The organism is Pararobbsia alpina (assembly GCF_965118125.1).
Taxonomy (GTDB): Bacteria; Pseudomonadota; Gammaproteobacteria; order Burkholderiales; family Burkholderiaceae; genus Pararobbsia; species Pararobbsia alpina_A.
This window is the reverse complement of record NZ_OZ221288.1, coordinates 858,477-883,648: the sequence shown is the minus strand read 5'-3', so window position 1 is coordinate 883,648 and position 25,172 is coordinate 858,477. Positions and strand designations below refer to the sequence as shown.

Genomic DNA, 25,172 nt, shown 5'->3' with positions numbered 1-25,172 from the left:
GCGATCGAAGCCGCACGTCAACCAAGACGGCTAACGGTGCCATGTTCGTGTGGTGGAGCCGGCCTTTCGCGTACACAGCCCCACGAACGGACCTCGTCGCATTGGGTCAGGGCGAGTAGCGTACCCAGGGTTTGTAGTTGGGGTGAGGGTAGAGGATGCTGTCGCGGCCGGATGCTTTACGGAGACGGATCGTGTCTTCGCCGGGGGGGAACATATGCATGCCACGTACTCCCTTCTTTTCCAACCCCTTCGCTCCTTTCGGATGGCCGCTGACTCGGCCGCCGTAACCGAATGTCATGACGGGTCTGTTCAGCACGCGTGCGAGATCCCCCGGAAACGAGCCCTCGCGAATGTAGCATCCATAGCTATGCAGCGGCGGGCTGTCAGGTGTTCCGCTTAAGTCGAGCCCCCATTCACTTTTCAGGTGGTTGTGAAATTCTTCGGCGTTGAACCGCAGATACGGACCGTTTTGTCCTGGATCATCTGGATCGCCGTACGGGTGGTACCCCACATGTGTGCCCTCTCGGTTTCCGTGGAGCATGAGCGTGGGCTGTTTCTTGCCGCCGACGGTATCGGTATAGAAGCCCGACTCCCCCCAAATTGGTTCGCCCGTTGGCGTTTGACCCCAACTCATGCCGAACACCGTGCGCCCCGCGGGATCAGTTCGATTCGGCGATGCTTCGTTTGCGATTGCAGAATCACCAACCCCTTGTGTGACTGATTTGCCACCCGCGCTACCCTGTACGTTGCCGTCCCATGCAGCGTCGAATCCTGCGGCTGAATCAGTGGATGTACGTCGCGAAGTGTCACCCGTCGCGTTGGCGATCGTTTCGCTAAGTGCCGCTTCAGGTTCGGTAGACGGCACCGTCATCGCTTCGCTTTCTGCTGCGCGCCTGGCCGAGCGCTTCGCCGCGCGGCGGCGCACCCTTCGCGCGACGCGGCGCGCTACCTTGAAGGCAAGTCGCGCCCAGAAAATGGGCCCGTGTCCGTCGGGGTCGACCAGGTTGCCCGGATCGTTGGCGCAGTAGGCATACGGATTCAAGCCACCTACACCAAAGGGGCTCTGGCTGTCGGGGCAAGTAAAGCGTTGCAAGCCGGGCCGGTAGCTCCGATAACCTAGACCGAGATGGATAGCTCCCGAGAACGGGTCGACTCGTTCCCCGGTAAAGCCCGGTAGCCCGCTGTCGGCATCGGATGAAGCCGAGGTCGTCCCGAACGGAGCGTAGGCGTGTGCGATCGAGTCTGCTTCGCTCATGGACAAAATAGTGCTTTGCTGACTGTCCGTCGCGGCGAGCTGCGTAACGGGCGTGAGTCCCGGGTCGACGGAGCTTGTCGTCGTCGCTGCTCCGGTGCCGAGCGGCGTGATCGCAAGCCGGTTATGTCGTCCTCTGTCAGTCTGGACTTCATTGATCAGGCGACTCCCTCCGTAAAAAAACTCGCGCGAGTCATTGCCACCGACGTTTTGCGTGACCAGACGATTCATTCCGTCGTATTGATACGTGCTAGTGGCACCGTTCTGCTCAGCGCGCGTGAGGCGTCCAGCATCGTCGTACGTCAGAGCGTAACCGGCTTCGTCGAGTGTCATCCGGCCGTTGGTGTCGTATCGCAACCCCACCTGCGCGGGGTATTGGCCCTGATCGACGAGTGTGTGCGTCAGCGACGTCAACTGCGTCGGATCGAGTGCATTGTCGAAGTGGTTTTGCATCGTGTCAGTACCGCCATAAGCGAGGACTGTTGTGCATGACACGATGTTGTCGAGTGCATCGAAGCCGAATGTCTGCGACGCGAGCGCCTGACCATGACCATCCACCGTGGGAGACTCGCCGGTGCAGGTATATCCGGTCAGCCGATTTCGACCGTCGTACGTGAATGTCTCCGAACGAACGGTGCGCATGCCTTGCAATAACGTACGCGTTTTAAGCTGGTTGTTTGGCTGGTACGTTTGCGCGATGGTCGATGCACTATCACGTGACGGAGCAATGTCGCGCTGGACTTCCCGATCGAAATCGTCCCATGTCAACTGAGTTGCCAGGACGTCAGAACTGCGCGACGAAAGTAGGGTTTGGGTGGAGAGGCGGCTCGCTGCATCGTAGGTGAGGGAAACGTTGACGTCCGCATCACTCATTGTCTTAAGGCGACCGTAGTCGTCATAGGTCACGTTGTGATCGATGCCTTCGATATCGGCATATCGAAGTGGCTTGCCCATCATCGTCCAGTAAAAGGAGGTGGCAAACGTCGCGCCGCTTGCAGTCGTGAACTTCTCGGATTTCTTAAGCCCGCTTGGCCACCATTCCAGCGCGACGGAGCGCGAGCCGTCTTCCGACACGGTCAACGGATTCCCCGACTTCTTGTCGTAGGTGTAGTGCTGGGAAACCATGCTGCTCCTGCATGTACTCACCGCATTGCCCAGCTCCTTCACATAGGTATAGCTCACCGCTTGTCCTCCGTTTTCGCGGACTTGCGAAGGGACACGGTTCGCGCCGTCATAGGTGACCGATGTTGTTCGTCCTCCGCAGACGGCTTGCGTCAGCCGACCAAGGCCATCGAATGTCTGTTCGCCAATGACCTTGGCGATCTTCGATTCAGCATCGGTAACCTCCATGCGCGTGGGTAGGGATGCTGAGCTCAGCGGGGTGTAGCTCAGTGTGATCAGCGTGCCATCGGGTAACAACTGAGTTCGGACGCGATCGTAGGCGTCATACGTATAGGTCGTCGTGTGGGCGGCCTCGTCTGTGACGGTACGCAAGCGTCCGAGCGAGTCGTAGCCGTTGACGCGTGTGCTGTAGATCTTGCCGGCCGCTTCCATGACTTGAACTGTTTCCGGCAGATCGAAAACGTTGTATTCGGTGGAGTACGCGCCGGACAGAAGTGCGTTGTCGTCCGTCTGGCGTTGTTCGAGGGATGTGCATGCGATCGGGTCGTACGTGTCCAGCATCGATACGCCGGTTGAGTCCAGGATCACGCAGGGCTCGCCCCAGGCGTCGTATTCAATCGACGTCGTAACGCCAATGTCGGTAGCCGCATCAGTGGCGTCCGTGTAGTCGATCTGCGAAAAGAAAGCAGTGCGGCCGAATGCGTCGTATGCACACGTCTGAAAGATCTGCCAACCGTCGGGAGCGCCTGCGTCAACCGTGTTGCGCTCGGCCTGCAAGGCACGACCCAGTGCGTCGTAGCTCAACCGGATCGCGTTGCCATCTGCGGTTGCATACGTCGAAGTAATCGACGTCACCTCACCGCTTTTCACACCGAGCTGATGGTTCGCTACCGTCGTCGCTTCGTACTCCGTCGCGACGCTACGAGTGAATTTAACCAACCGCTGAAAGGTGTCGTACGCGCCCGCGTATCGGTTTCCGAGCGGATCAGTCGCGGCCGTAATCAAATTTGACCAGCTTGACCTGGAAAGTGAAGTTGTCATCACCAAACCGTCGCAAGAGGTCAATGTGTCGTTTTGAATCCAGACGTCCTGACCGGATGAATAGCTGGATTCAAGAGTGAGTGTGTGCGGCGTATCGCTATCGTCATAGTGTGTCACCGACTGTTTGCTGACTCGACCGAACTCCATGTCCGGGCCGCTGGGACTCAACGTGTTGTACGTGACGTCGATCTTCTGGAGCACCCGGAAGGAGTCCCCGATCACCTCCCCATGCGTTTGCCGGACGGGGACCGGAGCGTAGGTGACTGGGGTGCCGCTTATGGCAGAAAGCGACCCGTAGCGGAATACGACTCGTCTAATGGGTTCATCGCCGAACAATGACGCGTCCGGCGTGACAGTCTGCGATTTAAGGGGACGACGGAAACCGGTGGGGTCCGGCGGACAGCCGGTTAACTGATCGTCGCTGTCGGGCTCCCCATTGACGTCGTAGTAGGTCGAATCAATTGTTTCGCCACTGGGCAAGACTTCGCGTAATAACAGGCCGTAGTTGTCGTAGTCAAATTCGCTTACCTCGGCTCGCGAATTCGATCCTCGGATCCAGTAGTGGGTTTGGCTCCTTGGATATTGAAACATGTTCGGCTGAAGATCGAAATCGGCTCCGGGAGTTGCGTAGTATTCGGTATCAATTCGCTCAATGCAGTCATCTTGCGTAGTCTCGATTCGGGTCAGCAGGTGGTAACTATTGTAATGGTAGGTTGTTACCGAATTGCTTCCGTCCAATCCTATCAGAGTCACGATAGTCTGATATTCATAATCTGCTTCAAGCACACCGTAGGCGTTATCGGCGTCCGGATTCCATGCGCCTCCCAATGTCCCTCCGTAGCCCAGATAATCTGTGAACGGGCCTTCGGAAGGGGCATAAAGGCTCATGATATCCGGTTGTGCATGACCCGGAGACACTCGCAGGGAAGTTACGGCCGGCAAGGGATCCAAACCCGATGAATCAGGGAAGTACATGATCCCCTTGTTTGTGCCCCGGTTATATTCCACCTCTTTGATCAATCCTGTGGGTGTGACGGTTTTGCACAGAGTCAATAAGCCAGGAATACCTGCGTCGGCATAGAGAAACTGCCAGCACGCACCATCTGGAAGATTCGAATGAACGATGGTCGATAGGTGGCCATTTCCAGTTAAAAACTGAAGATAGTATGTCTCGGAGGTATCAGGGTAGAACTGCATTCTTATGCCGAGATCATCGTCGCTGTAACTGCAGGTCACCAGCGTGCGGTTGGCGTCGTCGACGATGCTCGCAATACCGAGCCCGAAAGGAAAAGTTCGCCAATTCAATGTCAACGAATATCCCAGCGGAGAAAATATCCTTATGGGTCGTGCTATAGCATCGCCGATGTCATACAGGGTTGTGATTTCTCCGTTTCGATTAATGACACTGTATTTATCGGCCGATAGTTTTTCTATTTTAGTACTACAGAGTTTTTGCTGAAGAATTTCGATGTAGCTATCTGAGCTTCCAATGTTTTCCCGAACTTTGAAGCATTCTCCAGTATTTAAATACAACGTGCCAGATCGTTTTATATAAATGCAGATTGTCAAGGTCATGCCAACGCCCATTCCGAACAGATCGATTGGCAGGGTCGCCGAATAAGACATCGTGAGCTCCAGCGCAGGGCCCATGCCAAAATTTCCTGTTACTGTCCCCAGGGTTTGTTGCGCGCTGAACAGGCGCGTGCGTGGATCGACGTCGCTGGTGAATGAGTCGATGAAATTGGACACTTGCGAGTAGAACGACGCGCTCACTTTGCTTTCTCCCTGAACGGTTCGCGAAAATTGTGGCGTCAACGAACAACGGTCTGCTACCGCGCGCGTAGGTGGTTGCGAAGTCTCAATCTAAGGAGCAATTTCGTCGGATCGACGTTACATTTTTAATTGAAATTCTTGCTAAAAATCACGTCACATCGATAATGTTTGTCCAGGGCACAGTCTGCACGGCCACTGTTGCCGAGTTCCCAAACTGATCGTGCAAATTTATATTGAAAACGGGGGAATAGTAGGTGTAGTCGTCGGTGGTATGTTCAACATAAACACCTATCCAGACAAGATAAATTCGATGGGAACTTACTGAAAATTCAGGGTATGCATTGAGTCCGATCGTGTTGCCCGATGAGGTCGAACACATCTCTTTGTTTAATCTTAGGCTGAGTGTGGCGTCGTTATTTACGGGGGATTCAGTAACAAGCCAGGAGTTCCACCAGTGGTTGGTGTCCGGTTTTTGTTTTTCCTTATGTATATACGTAAGATCCTGATAACCCAAGGAAGGATTGGTGAAATCGTGAATGTAAAATAGCGAATCATCAATTTGAAGATACGTTAAAACTACTTCGGAATCGCTGTTATTATTTCCCCAAAACGATACGGTCGGCTGTGGCGCAGTTCTTACCGCTATTTGCGTCAAAGTGGAGTTTTGAGTCCCATATTTTTTCTCCGGAAGAAAAAGAATTTGACAGGAGGTTTGAAAAGCGTTGCTGGCGGCGCTGCTTGCGTTGTATTCGGCGCCGTTAGACGGGTTTGTGATTTTTAGGGAGATCAGTTCTGAGTACAGCGGGGATGCGTTTTTGTTCGCTTGAAAGAAAAATGACAGTTCATATTGCGGGGCGCCTGATCGCGTCACTTGCGTTGTCTGACCGGTTGAATCGTAATATTGGCAATAATTGTTCTCAGAAACCGCGCCTAGATATTTGAGCGGCTGACCAGTGTCGCTTTCAATCCAGGTGATCTGAGCGCGGACTTCCGACTCAGTGGGAACGCCTTTGTCAGCTGAAACGAGGTCAAAGCTCAGATCAAGTAGCACCGGAATTTGATGGAGCCCATTGAGGAACATACTCGCACCGCCGTCCGGGCGCCCGCCGACGATGAGGTGGCATAAACTAATTGATTTTACATTGTCCCAATTACTAGCCACGATTCTCTCCTGAGATAGATCGTTTCCTTATTTCGAGAATGCCGCCCTTTCCGTTGGCGACCCTATCCTTGTGTCACACTGGTTATTTTTATCCAGGGATCACCTATCACGGTGACGATGGCTAGATTTCCGTATTGGTCATGAATTGGCAGATCGAATGTCGGTGCAAAATAGCTGTAATCATCCCGCGTATGTTCGAGGTAGACGGATGAACTAAGGCTGTAAATCCGATGGGGCTCCGCGATAAAAGCGATACTCCAAAGCGGGCCAAGACAACTTTCCGATCCATCAGCGTACTTCCAAACTATATTTCGACGGAGTTGGCGCGTTGCGGGTGTCGGCTCATTCACTGGCGCGCTAGTGTCAATAAACGCATTCCACCAATGGTTCGTGCGAGCATTTTCGGGTTCCATGTGGATATAGTGAAGTCCATCGAAGGGCAATTCAGCGGGGTTTGAAAAATCATGGATGTAAAAGAGCCCATCGTCGATTGTGATATATTGAAGCACGGTATTTGCATCATGCCAGTCTCCGGAAGCAATGTTTTCCACGCTCGTTTGTGCGCTACCTGCATCCTGAACGAGAATGGGTGTATAAGAGAGATCGGTGCCGTCTCCATATTGCTTTTGGTGGATAAATGTAAAATCTATGTGTGTCTTGTTTGAGAAGGTCGCGTCGGTGATGGGCCCGGAGGCATCGTAGATAATGTTCGGGTTGTCGCCGTTCGTTATTCTCAGCGACAAGGATTCCGCTGCGCCTGCATTCGCCGAATTCGTGGCTGCAAACGAGAAATCGAAAACGTACTGAGGCGTATCTTTTGTGATGATTTTGCTTTTTGAGGCAGATGTTTGGTAATACACGCAATATTGATTTTGGGGCGCCTGACTCAGGTATAGAAGGGAAGATTTATTATCGTTCCGAATCCATTCGAGATTTGCCAGCACCTGTTCGGGGGACGGGCCGGACGTCCCGGGAAGTAGCGCGAAACTGAGATCCAGATGAATTGGAATTTGGTGATTTCCGTTGAGAAACAGATCCGCAGACCCGTCGACGAGGCCCCCTGCGCTAAGGTGGCAGAGATTCATTGCAACCACATTGCTCCAATTGCTGGCCATTTGGAGGTCCTCGATGCTGGTGTATTACTTTTAGCATATCGCCTCTGCGGTATATGGCAATAACTGGAACAAGATATCGATGACAGTGCTGTTTTTTGGCTGATGATCTCTTTGCGTGACTGTGATTAGTTCCTGCTGCCTTGGAGCGCATGCCACTTGAGCGAAAAGATTTTTGAAATGTTCGTTTGAATAAAAAACGGGCCTGGTCCTGCGCAGAACAGAACTCAAGCCCTTTGGTATTGCTAGACTGTTGATTAGCGGATTAAGTATTTTGCGCCTCTAATCTTTCATCGAATGGAAGTTCGGTAGTGGTTTCCGTTTTAAGGGGCTATGTTATTCACCTGCAAACTCAATTGCGTCATCTTGGGTCGCGTCTTCGCCTTCACGGTCAAGACCTGCGCCCGGCGCTGCAGCCACCTCACTCTGCAAGCCCAACGCCTGTCGCTCGAACAACCTCCGATACAACCCGTCGTCCGCGCGAATCAGCTCATCGTGCGTGCCTTCTTCCACGATTGAACCGCGATCGAGCACAACGAGACGGTCGAGAGAACGAACCGTCGACAACCGGTGCGCGATGACGAGCGTCGTACGACCCACCATCAGACGTTCCATCGCCTGTTGAATCAACACTTCGCTTTCGCTATCGAGACTCGACGTTGCTTCATCGAGAATCAGCACCGGTGCGTCGGCGAGAAATGCGCGGGCGATCGCGACGCGTTGACGCTCACCACCTGAGAGCTTCACGCCACGTTCGCCGACCAGCGTGTCGTAACCTTGCGGCAGCGACTCGATGAAGTCGTGCGCACTCGCCAGTCGCGCAGCACGCTCGATTTCAAAGCGCGTGGCACCCGGCTTCGCATAGGCAATGTTCTCGCCAAGCGAACGGTGGAAGAGCAGCGGCTCCTGCTGGACCAGCGCGATCTGACTGCGTAACGACGCCTGTTGCACATCGGCGATGTTCTGCCCGTCGATCAGGATACGGCCATCCGTTACGTCGTAAAGACGCTGGATCAGCTTGATCAACGTCGTCTTGCCCGATCCCGAATGACCGATAAAACCCACACGTTCACCCGGCGCAATACGCAGCGAGAACCGGTCATAAAGCGGCGTCGAATGCCCCGGATAGCGGAAGGTCACATCGTCGAGGCGAATATCGCCCCGGCGAATCGCAATCTTCGGCGCATCCGTTTTGTCTTCGATGCCCAGCGGCTGTGCCTCGAGATCGACCAGTTCCTCCATATCGTTGACCGAGCGCTGCAGGTTGCGCACGTGCATACCGATCTCACGCAAGTAGCCTTTGAGCACGAAGAACATTGTGAGTGCGAACGTAATGTCGCCGACGGTCGCGCGCTTGTTGATCCAGAGCACGATCGCGCCGCCGAGGATCGCTGTCTGCATCATGACGAGCATCGTGCCTTGAAGGCCGCCGTTGAGCGTGCCGCGCTCCCACGTACGGCGCGTGCGGCTGCTCCACTTCGAGATCACGCGCGCAAGACGCGCTTCTTCACGTTGCTCGGCGCCGAACGACTTGACGACCGAATTGCAGCTGATCGCATCAGCGAGCGCGCCGCCCATGCGGGTATCCCACGCGTTCCCGAGGCGTGCGGCCGGCGCAACGATGCCGATCGAAATGCCGGTCGTGACCGCGACATAGATCAGCGAACCAAGCCCGACCACGAGGCCCATCACGGACCAATGCATGCCGAGCAGGATGGTGGCGCCGACCAGCATCACGACCGACGGCAGCAGGGCGACAAGCAGCGTGTCGTTGAGCAGATCGAGCGCCCACATGCCGCGCGTGATCTTGCGGACGGTCGATCCCGCAAAGCTGTTGCCGTGCCAATCGGTCGAGAATCGCTGAACGCGATGAAACGCGTCCGTCGCGATCTGCCCCATCATGCGAATCGTCAGCGAGATGAGATTGAAAAACACGCCCTGGCGCATCAGCGTACCCGCAAAGCCGAGCGCGGTGAGGCTCCAGAACGCGGCCATGGCGTCATGCAAAGTCGCCTTGGAAGCGACACCGACGGACGACGACAGCGCATCGACGAGCCGCCCTGCATAGAGCGGCGTCAGCACGTCGGCGACCGACGACAACAGGACGAGCGCAACGATGAGCACGATGCGCCAGGGTTGCCGGGCCCAGTGCCGGAAAGTGAAGCCTAAGACATCCTTGAAAGCCTGCCCGCCTGATTCTGTTTTAGTAGTCGTCATGGGATGGGTGACCGTCGCGTTAAAAAACGCGTCAGGTTTTCAGTGAAGAAGTGAAAAGAGACAGTGACGCCTCGCCATTCAAGGCGAATGAAAAGGCAATCCGTCTGGTGTGAAAGACGCCGGGTTCTGACCCCGCGCGGGAGTTACATCAACCCGCGAATGAATTGCGTCGAGATGACTTCACATGCGGGAAGGCGACGACCGACGAATGCATCGCGTGCACTGCTTGTGCGGTTTGCATCATGTTCGCCTCCCTGTGAACGTTGGTGGATGGAGATGTGGTTGAGCATCAACCACGAACCGATTCTATCGACGAAGATTGTTTTTGCCAACGGGAAATCTGAATGCCCGTTGTTCAATCGTGACAATCGTAATTACAGAATCCGAATGTGAAATTAGCACTCGATTCGATATGCTGCCACTGACATACGTTTATTGCGGCAACTACGGAAGCGCTTGAATAAATCCCGGTCATTTCTGCTATTTAATGTATGACGGAGACTGGATTTCAGCGCTGTCGGTGGTCTTGCTTCCGGGCGGGCCAAACAGCTGCACCAGGCGTGACCGGATCGACTGCGCGCGTGCCGCGTCACGGAACATCGCACCCCATTCGTGGAAGGTCAGGGTGAGCGGGTTATGCGAGTGGATCTGCGAAACGATGCCGTATTCACACGGCACGGCAGGGTCTTCTTCGACGAAGCTGCCGAACATCTTGTCCCAGATGATCAACACGCCTGCGTAGTTGCGGTCGATGTACTTTGCGTTGCGCGCATGATGGACGCGATGATGCGAGGGGGTATTGAAGAGGTATTCGAGCCAGCCCAATTTGCCGACTGCTTCGGTGTGCACAAAAAATTGAAACGCCAGATTGAGTGCGACGACGGCGACAATGTGCGGCGGTGCAAAGCCGATCCACGCGAGCGGTAACCAGAACACCCACATGCCGGAAATCGGATAGGTCAGGCTTTGCCTGAAGGCGGTCGAGAGATTCAGGCGCTCTGAGGAATGATGCGTGACGTGCGACGCCCACATCCAGCGAATCCGGTGACTCGCGCGGTGGAAGAAGTAATAGAAGAAGTCCTGTGCCACGAAGAGCGCAGCGATGGTCCACCAGGTTGTCGGTATGTTGAGAAGCCGGTGTTGATAGATCGCCCAGTAAATACCGATCACGACAAGCCACGACACGGCGTCGCTCGCCTGATGCATCAGCGCCAGGGCCGCGTTGGATGCGACGTCTTTCAGGCTATAGACATCGGGACGCCGGCTTTTCCAGTACCACGCCTCCCAGGCGATAAAGCCGAGAAACACGGGACCCATTCCGAGCAGAATCCATTTCTCCATTGCGCTGACGTCTCCGAGGTGCACGGGTAAACCAGCGCTTTTTTGCGGCGGCGATGGCACCAGTGCACCGTTGGTTCTATTTGTGATGTGTCGCCGATTATCGGCAGACGTTCCGGGAGCGTCAATTTGCGCTCTAGTGTGTGCACTCGCATAAAAGCACGAATCGTTTGAGGTGCGTGACCCGTTTATTCGAGGTGAAGCTTGAGAGCGGCTTTGTCGACAGGCGCGACATCGCTCAATACCTCAGGCGTGAGCGAGTGCTTCGCGTTTAGTTCGGTTCATCTCCGGCTTCATGGTCTGCGTCATCTCGCGCTTCTTTACCTTCGGCGCCGAGCTTCGAACGGAATACGTCGATCGAGCCATAGTCGTTGATGGCGTGACAGACGATCTGCGACCACGGGGTGACTGCTGGCGTGTCGATGCGACGAGGGTCGAGTCTCGTCGGGTCCTTGTTCCCCTTCGCCTCTGCGTTCGGCTCCGAGACTGCGTCCGCGTTTGGAGTCGCGTCGGAAGCCGTGTCTTGCGTCGTCAGCGGCGTCAGGGCGATTTCGAGCTTTTCTCCCGGTGCGATGGTGTGGGTGCCCAATTGCCGCTCACGTTTATCTGACGCGATCGCGAAGACCGGTGCGCATGTCACGTAGTGGCGCGACGCGTTGACACCGACGAGCGTCGCGGGGGAGTCCATTCGCCAGGTCAGCTTCTCGGGCGCATGCAACGCGTTGCCGCTCAGCGTCCGCGGGCGCGCGATGAGCTTGATCCGCGTATGCACGACAAATCGGAGCGCATTGTCTTCGGCGCTGTTGCCTGGGTCCTTGCTCGCGTCCAGTGCATCCGTCGTATCACCTCCGTGTCCTGAATCCTCCGTGTGTGCTGCGTTGGTAGATCCAACCGTCCCGGTCAGATCTACGGGATCCGACGGATCCGTTGGCTCCGTCGACGGCACGTCAAGCACATTGAGCCAGTACAGCGACTCGCGCGGTGACGTTGTGTCATGAGCCGAGACACCGGCCGAAGTCCCAGCGGGGTTTTTGGCTGGAGGCGCCTCTGAAGCTGCCGTCGAAACCGCGGTCGAATCCGTGTCGTAGTCGATGCGCACGACCTGACTCTCGCGCGGGCCCAGAACGAAGAGGGACGGTGTAACTTCAAACGGCGCATCCGTCGATTCCGGTGTCGACTGCGTGTCGCCTGCATCCGCCCAGATTTGTACGAGCGAAGGCACCGTGCTGGTGTTGGTCAGGCGGATCGTCGTGTGGCCCGGTGGCACAGGAACAATGGCACGTGTGGTCGATATCACGACGTTGGCTTCGGCGACGCGGGTGACCGTACTCATACCGATTGCGATGAAGATGGCGAAGGCGATTACGCCAGTAGTGGATCTTGAGATCGGCAACGCGCGACGTATTCGGAGCAATTTGCGGAACGGGATGAGCATGGCGACCCTGTGAGCGATACGACGAGCCAGGGCGTCGGTGATGCCGGCGACCTGGCGCTTATGCCTGATTGATCGGACAACGCTCGGAGTTCACTCGGTGACCGGGCTGCCTGGGCTATGCACCCAGGCAGCAAGCAACGCGGCGATCCGGCGTTCCGGCGATCTCAGCGATCTCAGCGATTAAGCGACCCCAACGCACTCACGGATACACCATCGCATAGAGCACGTTGGCGTTCACGCGCCCCGCGGTAGCAGCGCCTCCGGTCGCGACGTACTGCGCAAAGAACTTGAGCGTGGCTTCGCCGGTGGTCGTTGCCGGCTGGCCCGACGTAACAGGTGAAAGCTCGGCTTTGAGCACGTTCTGCTCGCCGGCATCCTTCGCGAGATCGACCGGGCTCAGGTCTTCGTTGAGCACGGCGATCTCCACATTGCGCGCGTTGCCCACGCCGGTGCTTTCGTTCTTCAGCCGGTTCGTTTGCGGGTTGATCGACTCACCAAACAGAAAATGCGGGTAGACGCTGCCAGTCGTCGATTTGCATCCCGTGAGCTTGAGCGTGAAGGAGGTGAGGCCGGCCGTGTCGCCATCGGTGCTCAATGCGCTCGTATTGACTTTGGGCAGTTTCACATTCAGATCGGCGTTCTTGTCGAGGCCATTGATCTGGCACGTCTGATCGGATACTTCGCCATCGAACGTGATGCGGCCGTCGGCCGCGAAGGTGTCGCTCGCGCCGAGAAAGGCGAGGGCGGCTATGGACGCACACGCGGCGAGACGGCGATTCCGATGAAGCAGCTGTTTCATGGGGGTTCCTTTTGTGTTGTGGAGATGCCGGATGCAGGTGCGACGACACGCCGCTCTGATGCGTGGCTTGGCGGGTCGTCGCACGATACCGACATGACCATTGAACCGGAGCGCGTCGCGACCACTGCGCAGGATTGCCCTGCATTACCTGTCAGCGGTTTCGAAGTCGTTGTCAGGCAATGACGCCACACGAAGCCAAACGACGTCGGGCGATGACGCCAAGCAGCGCGTCGGTTTCCTCAGCACACTCCGGTGGCCCGCGTCCGCTTACGCATCGATAGACCCCTGCGCGTCTGCGACGACGCGCAGGGCGCGGGACGTGTCGCCGCGATCTCCACGTGGACGATGGCGCCCGGAACCGGGACGACATCGCGTGTCGTTGCGGGCATTGCTACGCCGCGCGGCGTTCGTGTCGCGTCGACTTCAATCGTGTTGGGGCGATAGGCGCGCAGGGACGGAATCACCGCGAACCCGTGCGCGTCGGTTTTCGCGTTCGATCCGACCACAGGAAGCTCCGGTACGCCTCGCGTGTCGAGCAGCGCGGCGCCGGATGTGCCGATCGCGGGCCCCCACGTGATGCCGTTGCGATGCATGACAACGCTGCCATCGCGTCGCAACGACACAGTGGGAGCACCCGATATCGAGAGATGTGTGTCGCCGAGCCGGTCTCCGCGGCTGAGTTCCACAGACGGATCGTGCGCACAGGCTTCGAACGTACGTTGAATCTGGGTATGCGCTTGAACGAAGTTCAAATCGACAGAGCGCTCACGACAGGCCAGGGTCACGGCATAGGCGAGTGGCGGATCATCATCTTCTGCTTCCGCAGCCGATCCGCCGGAGGCCCAAAACGGAGTCGACATCATGCGGAGTGCATCGGCGGGATCAATCGACCCCGAAAGCCCCCATCGTTGTGACACGGTGCCCATCGCGTCCGTATCGATGCGAGAAGACAATCGGGGCGCGTTTGCTGCGTCGTCGATCGAGGCGCGCATATCGACGCTCAGGCGCGTGACGGGCGCGGAGAATCCGGGCGGGCGCGTGTGGGCGAGCGTCAACACGAACGCGGTGGATCCCGTTCGTGTGCTCAGACCCAACTCGAGACTTGTGCCGAAAGCCCGGCATCGCGAACAGGGTGTCCCGCCGGCGACTTGCAGTGCCGCGGTCGCGTAGGACGCAACGTGCGATCTCCAAAGATGCGACACCGTTACGCTCAGGTTGCCCTCGTGGGGCGCGCGAGCGGAGTGAGACGGTCGCGCTGCGTAGTCGGTCCCTGAGTGCGTCATGGGGCGCGTCGCGTAGTGGGGCGCGAAGTGAGGCGAGTAGGAAGGCGAGTAGTGAGGCGAGTAGCGGGTCGAGCTGTGCGCCGGGTAGTCGGTGGAGGCGTGCGTCGGGATCGTGTTGTTCGAAGGCGTGTCGTGGTCATCGGCCAGCGGTTCGACCCGGTCAGTCAGATCCAGTGCGCCACGTCCTGCACGCCAGCTTGCGCTCGCGCTCCAGATCCACGTCGAGGAGCGCAGCGTTGGCACGATGCCCAATCGCAAGCGGCCCGCGCGACGCCGTTGCGCTGCGCCTGACCACGCGCCATCGAGGTCGACGGACCACGCCCCGGCGTAGGTGTTGCCGGCGACTCCGATGCTTGCAGCACTGAGTCCCGGTCTTCGCTGGCCGCCGGCTTGCACAGTCATGCGGTCCGTCACGCCGTATCGCATCGATCCGTCTGCGATCAACGGATGTGTGCGCAAGCCGGTTGCGTATCCCGTCGACAGTGCGAAGCGCACCGCGTTTTCCCGAATCATGCGCGGCATCGCAGCAGCGGGTATGCGTACGTGCCGGGTTTCGCTGCCGTTGGTGATGAGGGCGACGTCAAGATCGCCACGATTACCGACTGGCCGTAACTCGGTGATGTTGAACGCGCCGGCCGGGACAACCGTGTCGAACACGACATGTCCTTGCTGCGTGACGCGCACGGTCGATCGCGATGATGCGACCCCTCGCACGGCGGGGGCATATCCGCGCGCGACATCGGGGAGCATGCGTTCATCGGTCTGGAGCGTGACGCCGACCATCGACACGTGAGGCTGCACGAGGCTTGACGTCTCAACCTCGCCGAATTTCATGACAGCGTTCCACCCCGGCACGGGCCGATCGGCATACGTTCGCGTGACACGGTAGCGCCGTGGGTACATGGGGTGTGCCGGGTCGAACACGATCCGGCCGTATTGCCGCCAATGCCACAGCCCGGTGTTGATGCCAGTCACGAGCGTAAGGGCTGCGCTTTTGCGAACGCTTCCATCGGCGCGCGATGCCGCGACGTCGATGGCATAGGTCGAAAAAAAAGAGGGAATCCCTGCGTCCCATCGTGCCTTGTCATTGGCGCCATCGATGGCTGAGCGCATCCAGATCTGAGGGATCGAGACATCCAGCCGGAGGTCGTTCGCGTTCAGTGTCGATGTCGCGTCGGCCGACAAGGCGAGGAGAGGCACGCAGGCGCGCGGCACAGGCAAGGGTGCGACTGCAGACCCGGATTCAGATGCTGGCTGGGACGGAGGTACAAGCGCAGATGCAGATGCAGAAGCCAATGCCAGTGCAGGTGCACGTACAGGTGCACTCGACGGCGATAGCGCAGGGGCATGTGCCAACACCCGTTCTACCTGCGAGAGGTGGTCAGCCTCCACGCCGGCGCGAATCAGAACGTGCGGATCCAGGCAAGGCGTCAGGGCATGCTTTGATCGTCCCCGTTCATCCGGACCATCCGGACTTTTCGACGCATGCGCGTCGTCGAACGTCACGCGTTCATTGCCGATGTAGCGATCGTTGACGTACAGATCAACACGCATCGGCTCACGCGAAATATCGGTCAGTTGCACCAGGGTATTGCGCGGGACGGTCCGCAAGCGGTGCGTCGAGGGCAGCGCGTCGAGCGCAAAGCCGGATTCGGATGCGTACGCCTGCCCGGTACCGAACGCCGTAAGCCCGACCACGACGGCTACGGCAACGCCGAATCTCCCTCCCGTGCGTGGAGGCCTGCCGATCCCTGGAATCCGTATGCGTGGCATGCGCGAGGCGCGAGGGTCCGCGCGGCCGGTGAAAGCGACGACGCTACGACATCGGCATTATTACCATTTGTAAGTTTCATTCGACAAACGTGGGTGCTTTTGAAAGCTTGTTGCGATAAACCCTTAATTTCACTGTGTCTTTTCGCACAAATGACATCGCGCGGACAGTAATACGCTGTAATATCCCGCGCGGGTTCGTATTGGATCGTCGACGATCGATCGCTGCTTCGGCCGCGTCTCGGCTTTTCAAAAAGCGACAACATCAAAGGCCGGGCAATCGGGGGCAGGGCATGTCGTTGGAATCTTCACCGGGCTGGGTCGCCCGGCTCTTGTCGCGCAGTCGGGCGGTCAGTGCGATGCCGTCGTCAAATGAGTTCGGTGGTTCATCGGCCGACTCCGCAGCTCACGCTCGGCCGGCGGACACGCGCCCGTGGGTCACCGATGCGCAATTCGTCGATCGACTTGTGCGGATTGGCTATGTGCTCGTCGTGATCGCGTACCTGTTGATCGGCGTGCTTGGGCACGACCCCTGGAAGCAGGACGAGACCTATACGTTCGGCATCATCGCGCACATGCTGCACACAGGCGACTGGGTTGTCCCGACCAATGCGGGACAGCCATTCATGGAGAAGCCGCCGCTCTACGATTGGGTTGCGGCGGGGCTGGCAAGCTTATTCGGACGATGGCTCGCGGTGTTCGACGCGGCGCGCCTCGCGAGTGCGTGCTTCACGGCCGTGACACTGCTGTTCCTGGCGCGCTCAGCGCGGTTGTTTCATGACACGGCGCGACGCAATGATGCTCGCGTGCTCGGAACGTTGGCGCTGTTTGCGTCGACGTTTGTCGTGCTCAAGCACGTGCACGATCTGATGACTGACGTCGCGCTGCTGACGGGCGCCACGATGGCGCTCTACGGATTGATGGCTCTCGTACGCGCGTTGGAACACACACGTGTCGCCGATGCTTTGGCGACATCGGAGCCGATTCCGTCGGCCGGTCAGTCGCTCGATCACGCTCCGACCTTGGCGCACGCGTTCACACAGCCGTCCACTCGGCCGGACGATCGCCAGCCCACGGAGTCTCTTGCGCGGGCGACACGGCCGTGGGTCAGCGAAGCGGGGCGCGCGGCGCTATGGCTTGGCCTCGGCACCGGCATCGCGATGATGTCGAAGGGCGTGTTTGTGCCGCTGGTCGTGGGTCTGGCGGCATGTGCTCTGCCGTTCGTCGTACCCGCATGCCGCGATCGTCGCTACGCGCATGCCTTGCTGATCGCGCTGGGCGTGTTCATGCCGTTCGCGACGATCTGGCCCGCGGCGCTATATGGGCGGTCCCCCGAGCTGTTCAAGCTCTGGTTCTGGGACAACAACATTGGCCGCTTCTTCGGATTCTCAGTCGCCCAACTCGGCGCGGAAAACGACAAGCATTTCTTCGTCGTGCGCACACTGCTCAGTTCGGCGATTCCTGTCGGGCCGCTTGCCGTATTGGGCGTCATCAGCGGTGGCTGGCGTCGACTGCGGCACGGCGTGATTGCTGCGCCGTTGCTCTTCGCAATGGTCGGCCTGACCGTGCTCGGCGTTTCGGCCACGGCGCGTCAGGTCTACGTGCTGCCCTTCGTGCCAGTGCTTGCGCTCTTTGCAAGCGACGCAATCCGATGCCTGCCGCGACGTTTTCACATCGGATGGGACTATGTCTGCCGTGTGATTTTTGCAGCTGCCGTGACTGCGATATGGGCTGCCTGGGCCGTGATGACGGGATCGATGGAAAACCATTGGTGGCTCGAGGGCCTCGCGCGCTGGCTGCCGCTCGACTACGCGCTGCAGACGCCGATTACGGTGTTTGTGCTCGCCGTGGCAATCACCGTCGCGTGGGGAACATCGATGGGCCTCGCGTCGCGCGCGGGCATGTGGCGCGGCGTGCTGACCTGGTCGGCGAGTGTCGCTGCGGTATGGGGTCTGGTGTTCACGCTGCTACTACCCTGGGTCGACTATTCGAAGAGCTACCGGAGCCCGTTCGAAGATCTGGCCGGCGCCATCGCGCCGTATTGGACATCGCGTGATTGCATGGCGAGCTATTCGCTCGGCGAGTCCGAAGCGCCGATGCTCGAGTTGTTCACGGGTATCGAGCATCGGCCGATCGGGCTCGGCGAGGCGACGTCGTGCCGCTGGCTGATCGTGCAATCCGAACGCGTGCAGGAGCGGCCATCGGGCGACTGGGTGCCGTTCTGGGGCGGCACGCGCCCCGGAGACGACGAGCAGGTGATTCGCGTCTATCGTCGCGCGACACGGGCCGATCAGAGGATCGGCAGCGCTCGCGCGACGGACTCACAGTAGCCAGATCAGTCGCTCACGCGCCGGATCCAGTCGCCATGCACGCGCGATACCGCTTCGGCGGTGCCCTCGACGCGCGTGGCGATCCCGCCTTCATACCGCTCGAATGTCAGATCGACCTTATACGGACCGAACGCAAGGCGACGCACGGTCAGATTCTGGACACCGGCCGGCAGACGCGGGTGATCGATTGTGACGCTTTGCGTCCAGCCGTCGATCGTGATCCCGAGGCACGACTGCAAGAGCAACAACGCCGAGCCGGCTGACCACGCCTGCGGCAGGCACGCAACCGGATAGCCGATGGGCGGCAGTCCCGGTCGACGCGGGAAACCGCAGAACAGTTCAGGCAGACGCATGCCGAACGTGAACGCCGCGTCGAACATTTCCTCGAGGATTTGGAGTGGCCCGTTCAGGTCGCCGTAGCGGCGCATGCCCAGCGCGCAGAGCGCGGTGTCGTGCGGCCACACCGAACCGTTGTGATACGACATGGGGTTGAAACGCGGCTGGGTCTGGGCGAGGGTTCGAATACCCCATCCTGAGCGGAACGAGTTTTCACCGAGCCGGTCGACAACGCGTGCCGCGCGTTCGCGGGTCGGAAGTCCGGCGAAGAGCAGGTGGCCTGCGTTCGATGCTTCGACCGCACAGAGCTTGCCCTGTCCGTCGAGCGCGATGCCGTAGAAGCCCTTGTCTTCCATCCAGAAGCGCGATTCGACGACTTCGGCGAGCGCGCGCGCACGCGTCGCCCAGGCATCGGACTGCCATTCGTTGCCGCGTCGCGCCGCGAGATCGCTCATCGTCAGGAAGGCACGATAAGCGTAACCCTGGACCTCGACCAGCGCGATCGGGCCTGTGGGGAACGAGCCGTCCGCGTGGAACACGGAGTCTTCACTGTCCTTCCAGCCCTGATTCGACAAGCCGGTCTTTTCGCCGCGCGCGTAGTCGAGCACCTTGTTCGGGCTCTTGTCGATGACCCCTTCGATCCAGCCCATCGCGCGTTCGAGCGCAGGCCAGAGTTCGTCGATCAGGTTCGTGTCGCCGGTACGAGCGACGTAGGCGCCTGCAAGCACAACGAACATCGGCGTGCTGTCGACACCACCGTAGTAGAGCGCAAACGGCAGTTCCTTGAGCGCGCACATTTCGCCCTTGCGGGTCTCGTGCATGATCTTGCCGGGCGCGGAGTCCTGGAACGTGGACGTCGCGGTGGCCTGACGGCTTGCGAGAAAACGCAGCACGCCGCGCGCAATGCTCGGGTCGAGCCAGAGTGTTTCCAGCGCAGTCACAATTCCGTCGCGGCCAAACGGCGTCGAGAACCACGGAATGCCCGCATACGGGTAGGGTCCCGTTGCGAGATCGCTGGTCAGCAGCGCCAGATCGGCGCGCGACTGATCGAGCCACTGCGTGAAGAGCGGCGTCGCGCTGTGCAGCGATGCGCCGTTAAGCCGATGCGCGCGCATTGCAAGGCGCGCCTGCGCTCGCGCGCGGCGGTAGCGGCGTGCATCGGGCGCTTCGTCTTGTGCCGAGTCGGGACCGACTTCGACATAAAGCGTGAATGCTCCGCCCGAAGGAAGCTTGACCAGATAGTCTGCGCGATCCGGGCCCAGGCGCTCGGGTGCCTCCGAGAACGACACGGTCGACGTGCGTTCGAGGCCGTCGAGACCCCAGTAGGCGAGGCGCACGCTCGAATCGCGCACTGCGGGCGCCGACAGTTCGCCACGACGCTCACGAGTCGAACCACGCACCTCGAACATGTCACAGAAGTCCGCGCGGAAGCTCACGGTCAGCGGCATCGTCACCGCCGCATTGCCGAAGTTGTGGCACGAGATACGTTCAAACAGTCGCGTGCGCCACAGGAAACGGCTGCGCTCGACGTGAATCACACCCTCGGGTGCCACGGCGCCACCGAGCTCGGGCAGCGGGTGGTTCGTCATGTGCGCCGTGAACACGACGTTGTCGCGGCCCATCGAAGCCGACAGCAGCGACGGCGCGCGCGGGCCGAATGTCAGCCGGAAATGCGACAGCACGCGCGTGTCGTCGCGGAACAATCCATCCTTGTTGCCGTAGACGTCGCCATAGGCGTCGGCCACCATAAACGTGTCTTCGTGCTTGAGCGCAAACGTCTGCGACATGGCAGGTTCAGTGCGTTCGGTAGCGGCGAGTGCCGGATCGGCAATCGTCTCGAGGTCGTCGACCTGCTTCATGATGTTGCTGCCTCCTGTTCCAAAGTCTTTACGAAAGCGTAGCCAAACTTACCAGTGGTTCATGAAACGAGCAGGGCGCGATTCCACCCCTATTTCCGGAATTGCCCGTCGTGCGGCGGTCTGTCGGGGCGGCGACGTGATGATGTGCCGCTTCGGACCCGGAGCGCCGCACACGTTCCGATGATGCCGCGCCGGATCCAGCCGGCTTCTCGACTTATTCGGGCGTGAAAGCTCCTACATGCGCCGCCGAAGCGGCGCCAGGCGCACGAGCGATCACGCCGCGCGCCGGACTGCCGGGTCAGTGCCCGAATGGTCACTCTGTTTTCCGAGCGGACGCGTCGCCCCGCGCACCAGCCGGATCAACGTGATCTCAGACGGCGCGAACAGCCGCTTGGGCGGTCCCCAGTAACCTGTGCCACGGCTCGTGTAGACCCACAGCGACTGGACCTTGTTCAATCCGGCCGTAAAAGGCTGTTGAACGCGCACGAAGAAATTCCACGGGAAGAACTGGCCACCATGGGTATGGCCCGATAGCTGCAACGTGTAGCCTGCGCTGGCCGCTGCGCTTGCGCTGCGCGGCTGGTGCGCCAGCAGGAGCCGTACCGCGGCATCGGCAGGTGCACCTTCGAGTGCGGCTTGAGGATCGCTTTCGTGGGCCGGGTCGAAATGACCGCCTGAATAGTCGGTGACACCGGCAATCACGACCGGCACGCCACCGTGATGAATCACGACGTGCTCATTGAGCAGCACATTCAGGCCGATGCGACGGAATTCATCGACCCAGGCGTGCGCGCCCGAGTAGTACTCGTGGTTGCCGGTCACGAGATAGACGCCATGTGCCGCGGTCAGTCGCCCGAGCGGGCGCGTATGGGACGACAGTTGCTCGACGCCGCCGTCGACCACATCACCCGTCACAGCCACGACGTCGGCCTGCAGCTTGTTGACTGCGTCGACGATGGCATCGACGTACTTCTGGCGAATGGTCGGCCCCACGTGGATGTCGGAGATCTGCACGATCCGGAAACCTTCGAGCGCGTCGGGCAGGTTATCGATCGGCACGTCGACATGCTTGATGGCCGCGCGCCGGCGCGCGTTGACGAAGCCCACCACGGTAAACACGATGGCGAGCACGGGCACGGCGACACCCGACAGGTCGCGCCAGAGCAGCGGCACGGCGGTATGCGCGACGAGCGCGACCGTCAGCGCGATCACCAGCACGACGTCGCGCAACAGGCATAGCACGAGCAGCGAAGAGAACAACCCCATCGTCAGCAAGCCGACCCATGCAATGGCCGACGCATCATCGCGCTTGGCGCGGCGAGCGAGCATGCCAAGGGGGATCAGCACGTACGAAGCAACCAGCCACACGATCATGACGATCTGCGCAACGGACCAGGGGGCAAGCGTGGGGACGATCCGGACACCGACATAGAGGTGCAGCAGCAGGCCAATCGCAAGGGCTCTGACAAGGAATGACAGGGGCATGAACGAGACGCTTTGGCTGAGAATCGTTTGATTGTACTGCCGGGGCCGGATTCGGTTCGAATGGGATTCAGCGAACGCTTAGGTTGGCTGTCAGGCCGGCATCCCGGCCGGCATGAGCGGCAAGGCGCATGCCCGCGGCGAAGCGAACGGTGCGGCGAACACTGCGACGATGAATGAGCAGGGCGTCAGGTGCGGCGTTCGTCGATGCCGACGTTCAAGGCACGGATTCAATGCCGTGCTTGCCCGCGCATGCCCAAGCGCCGCGGGGCCAAAAGAAAACGCCGGTCCGCAGACCGGCGTTTTCGCCGTCAAGCTTTCGCAAGCAAGTCTTGGCGATCAGGCGTTCGCGTGCGATTCCTGGCGTGCCACGCTGCTCGTGCTTTCCATGCGCCATTGGCGACCCAGTTCGCGGACCTTGCCGGTGACGTTGACCTTCGCATGCAGCGGCACATTTGCGCTCGACGGTCCGATCTGGACCTCGAACGTGCCCGGCTCGACCACGCGCTTGAGCTCGCCATTGGTCAGGTTGAGCATGTCGACCGGCACACGCAGCGTGACGCGGACCGTCTCGCCGGCCTTGACCGCGACGCGGGCGAAGGCCTTGAGCTCCTTGACCGGACGCACGGCCGAAGCGAGTTCGTCGCGCACATACAGCTGCACGACCTCCACGCCGTCGCGTTTGCCCGTGTTGGCCAGATCGAAACTCGCGACGATCTCGCCGGTTTCGATATCAAGCGTGTCCTTGTCCAGCGACAGATTTGAATAGGCGAACGTCGTGTACGTGAGGCCGTGCCCGAACGGGTAGCGGCTGCCGAAGTGGAACGCGATCGGCGTGCCCGCGCTCTTGAGCTTGTGGTTGTAGAAATACGGCATTGCACCCACGCTCTTTGGCACCGACACGACCATGCGGCCCGACGGCGACACCTTGCCCGAGATCAGATTCGCGAGCGCCACGCCGGCTTGCTGACCCGGCGCGAAGGCCATCGCGAGCGCGGCCAGCTTCGATTCGACGCCGTTGAGCAGGTACGGGCGGCCGCCTGTGAGGATCGCGATGGTCGGCTTACCCGTCGCGACCACGGCTTCCAGCAGTTGTTGCTGCACGCCCGGCAGGTTCAGCGAATCCGTGTCGGAGCCTTCGCCGACCGTACCCGTCTGGAACAGGCCCGCGAGGTCACCGACGAACACGATGGCGATATCGCTGTCGCGCGCGGTCTGCACCGCAGCATCGATGAGGCTCTTGTCGCGCGACACCGGCGATTCGAGGTTCAGCGTCGAGCCGTCGGTCACGTCACCCGGGAACACCGGTGCGCCGGCCTTGCGCTCGTTGAGGATCACGCAGCCCGGCGCATAGCGCACCGCGTCGCCGTAGACAGACTTGAGACCGGCGAGCGGCGTCACGATGTCCGAGGCGTCCGACGTCATGTCGTTGATGATCAGGTGGACCGGGAAGCTGTAGCCGCCGAGCATGGCGAGCGGGTCGTCCGCGGTCGGTCCGATCACGGCGATCTTCTTGCCCGAGTCGGGTGCGATCGGCAGGATGCCGTTGTTTTCGAGCAGCACGAACGACTGCTCGGCCGCTTGCTGCGCGAGCGCCTTGGCGTTCGCGTTTTGCAGGTCGATCTTGCCTTCGTCGGCGTACGGATTTTCGAACAGGCCGAGACGGAATTTCTCGGTCAGCACGCGGCTGACGATTTCATCGACCTTCGCTTCGGTGATCTGACCGCGCTCGAGCGCCTGGCGCAGATGCGATGCGCAGTCGTCGCCCGGCAGCTCGACGTCGAGGCCAGCGTTGAACGACTGGGCAGCAGCTTCGGCCGGATCGGCGGCGACGCCATGATGCTGGTACAGCAGGCTCACGCCCACGTAGTCAGCGACGATCAGACCGTCGAAGCCCCATTGATTGCGCAGCAGCTCGGTGAGCAGATAGTGCGAGCTGTGGGCGGGTTCGTTGTCGACGTCGTGATAGGCCGGCATGACCGACCCGGCGTTCGCCTGCTTGACCGCCATTTCGAACGGCAGCAAGAAGATGTCGCTGAGTTCGCGCGGACCGAGGTGCACCGGCGCGTGATTGCGCGCGCCTTCGCTGAACGAGTGACCGACGTAGTGCTTGAGGGTCGCGAGCAGGTCGCGCTTCTCGCCTTGCAGGCCACGCACGTAACGCGTGGCGAGCACGCCGATCAGATAGGGGTCTTCGCCGAACGTTTCTTCGGTGCGGCCCCAGCGGACGTCGCGCGAGACGTCGAGCACGGGCGCAAGGCCCTGGTGGCAGCCGATGCTGCGGGCTTCATGGCCGATGGCGGCCGCGACTTGCTCCACGAGTTCGGGGTTCCACGTCGAGCCGTAGTTGATGGCCGCCGGAAACAGCGTGCCGCCCTTGGTCATCAGGCCGACGAGGCATTCTTCGTGGGAGAGGGTCGGGATGCCGAGGCGCGATTCTTCGCGCAATTGCTTTTGAAGGCGGTTCAGGGCGCGCACGCCAGACAGGGCGTCCACGCTGTGGCTGCCGAGCGGGCGGGTGATCTGGCCGAGGCCGAGCTTCAGGCGCGCCTGAAGCTGCGACTGGTCGCTTTCGCCGGTGAACGAATCGCCGCGCGTACGGTGATTGCCGTCTTCCGACAGCAGCAACCAGAACGCATGCATCTGGGCAATTTTTTCCTCGATCGTCATGCGCGCGAGCAGGTCGGCGACGCGTTCGGGAATCGGGCGTGACGGATCTTGATACGGATGGCTCATGGCAAGGCGAAAAGTCAGTGTTGGGGGAAGCCCCGGAAAGCGGCGGCGATGACGTGCGGTAGGCGGATCCCTTAGGACGTGTCTCTTGACGCGTGTCCTCGATCCTGCACGCCCGGGCCGCACGA

12 protein-coding genes are annotated in these 25,172 nt (G+C 59.9%); 1 reads left to right on the top strand and 11 read right to left on the bottom strand.

What is annotated here, in order from left to right:
- Positions 1–106: 106 nt before the first annotated feature.
- From ACMFWR_RS22230 to ACMFWR_RS22195, 8 genes are all read right to left on the bottom strand, one after another.
- Positions 107–5,188, bottom strand: coding sequence for an RHS repeat-associated core domain-containing protein (locus tag ACMFWR_RS22230; RefSeq protein ID WP_413196853.1), 5,082 nt, complete (start codon positions 5,186–5,188; stop codon positions 107–109).
- A gap of 148 nt (positions 5,189–5,336) precedes the next feature.
- Positions 5,337–6,350 (bottom strand): hypothetical protein, encoded by a 1,014-nt coding sequence (locus ACMFWR_RS22225; RefSeq protein WP_413196852.1) that lies wholly within the window; start codon positions 6,348–6,350, stop codon positions 5,337–5,339.
- Between the two features lie 62 nt (positions 6,351–6,412).
- On the bottom strand, positions 6,413–7,465 hold the full coding sequence (locus ACMFWR_RS22220; protein ID WP_413196851.1) for a hypothetical protein: 1,053 nt from the start codon (positions 7,463–7,465) through the stop codon (positions 6,413–6,415).
- A 333-nt stretch (positions 7,466–7,798) separates the two neighbouring features.
- Entirely contained in the window at positions 7,799–9,679 is a 1,881-nt protein-coding gene (locus ACMFWR_RS22215) for an ABC transporter ATP-binding protein (RefSeq protein WP_413196850.1), read from the bottom strand.
- Between the two features lie 480 nt (positions 9,680–10,159).
- Entirely contained in the window at positions 10,160–11,020 is an 861-nt protein-coding gene (locus tag ACMFWR_RS22210) for a sterol desaturase family protein (RefSeq protein WP_413196849.1), read from the bottom strand.
- Positions 11,021–11,288: 268 nt separating this feature from the next.
- Positions 11,289–12,350, bottom strand: a complete 1,062-nt coding sequence (locus ACMFWR_RS22205; RefSeq protein WP_413196848.1) for a molecular chaperone — start codon at positions 12,348–12,350, stop codon at positions 11,289–11,291.
- A gap of 301 nt (positions 12,351–12,651) precedes the next feature.
- The gene (locus tag ACMFWR_RS22200; protein WP_413196847.1) at positions 12,652–13,251 is read right to left on the bottom strand and encodes a fimbrial protein; all 600 of its coding nucleotides are present in this window, start codon (positions 13,249–13,251) and stop codon (positions 12,652–12,654) included.
- 239 nt (positions 13,252–13,490) lie between these two features.
- Positions 13,491–16,232: a fimbria/pilus outer membrane usher protein gene (locus ACMFWR_RS22195; protein WP_413196846.1), complete on the bottom strand. Its 2,742-nt coding sequence runs from the start codon at positions 16,230–16,232 to the stop codon at positions 13,491–13,493.
- 365 nt (positions 16,233–16,597) lie between these two features.
- On the opposite strand from ACMFWR_RS22195, the gene ACMFWR_RS22190 reads away from it, so the two are divergent.
- Positions 16,598–18,634, top strand: a complete 2,037-nt coding sequence (locus ACMFWR_RS22190) for an ArnT family glycosyltransferase (RefSeq protein ID WP_413196845.1) — start codon at positions 16,598–16,600, stop codon at positions 18,632–18,634.
- 5 nt (positions 18,635–18,639) lie between these two features.
- Here ACMFWR_RS22190 and ACMFWR_RS22185 read toward each other — a convergent pair whose 3' ends face one another.
- The 3 genes from ACMFWR_RS22185 to ACMFWR_RS22175 form a co-directional block, all read right to left on the bottom strand.
- Positions 18,640–20,829 (bottom strand): glycogen debranching N-terminal domain-containing protein, encoded by a 2,190-nt coding sequence (locus tag ACMFWR_RS22185; RefSeq protein ID WP_413196844.1) that lies wholly within the window; start codon positions 20,827–20,829, stop codon positions 18,640–18,642.
- Between the two features lie 273 nt (positions 20,830–21,102).
- Positions 21,103–22,314: a metallophosphoesterase gene (locus ACMFWR_RS22180; protein ID WP_413196843.1), complete on the bottom strand. Its 1,212-nt coding sequence runs from the start codon at positions 22,312–22,314 to the stop codon at positions 21,103–21,105.
- Between the two features lie 336 nt (positions 22,315–22,650).
- Positions 22,651–25,047 (bottom strand): glycoside hydrolase family 3 N-terminal domain-containing protein, encoded by a 2,397-nt coding sequence (locus ACMFWR_RS22175; RefSeq protein WP_413196842.1) that lies wholly within the window; start codon positions 25,045–25,047, stop codon positions 22,651–22,653.
- Between the last annotated feature and the right edge of the window lie 125 nt (positions 25,048–25,172).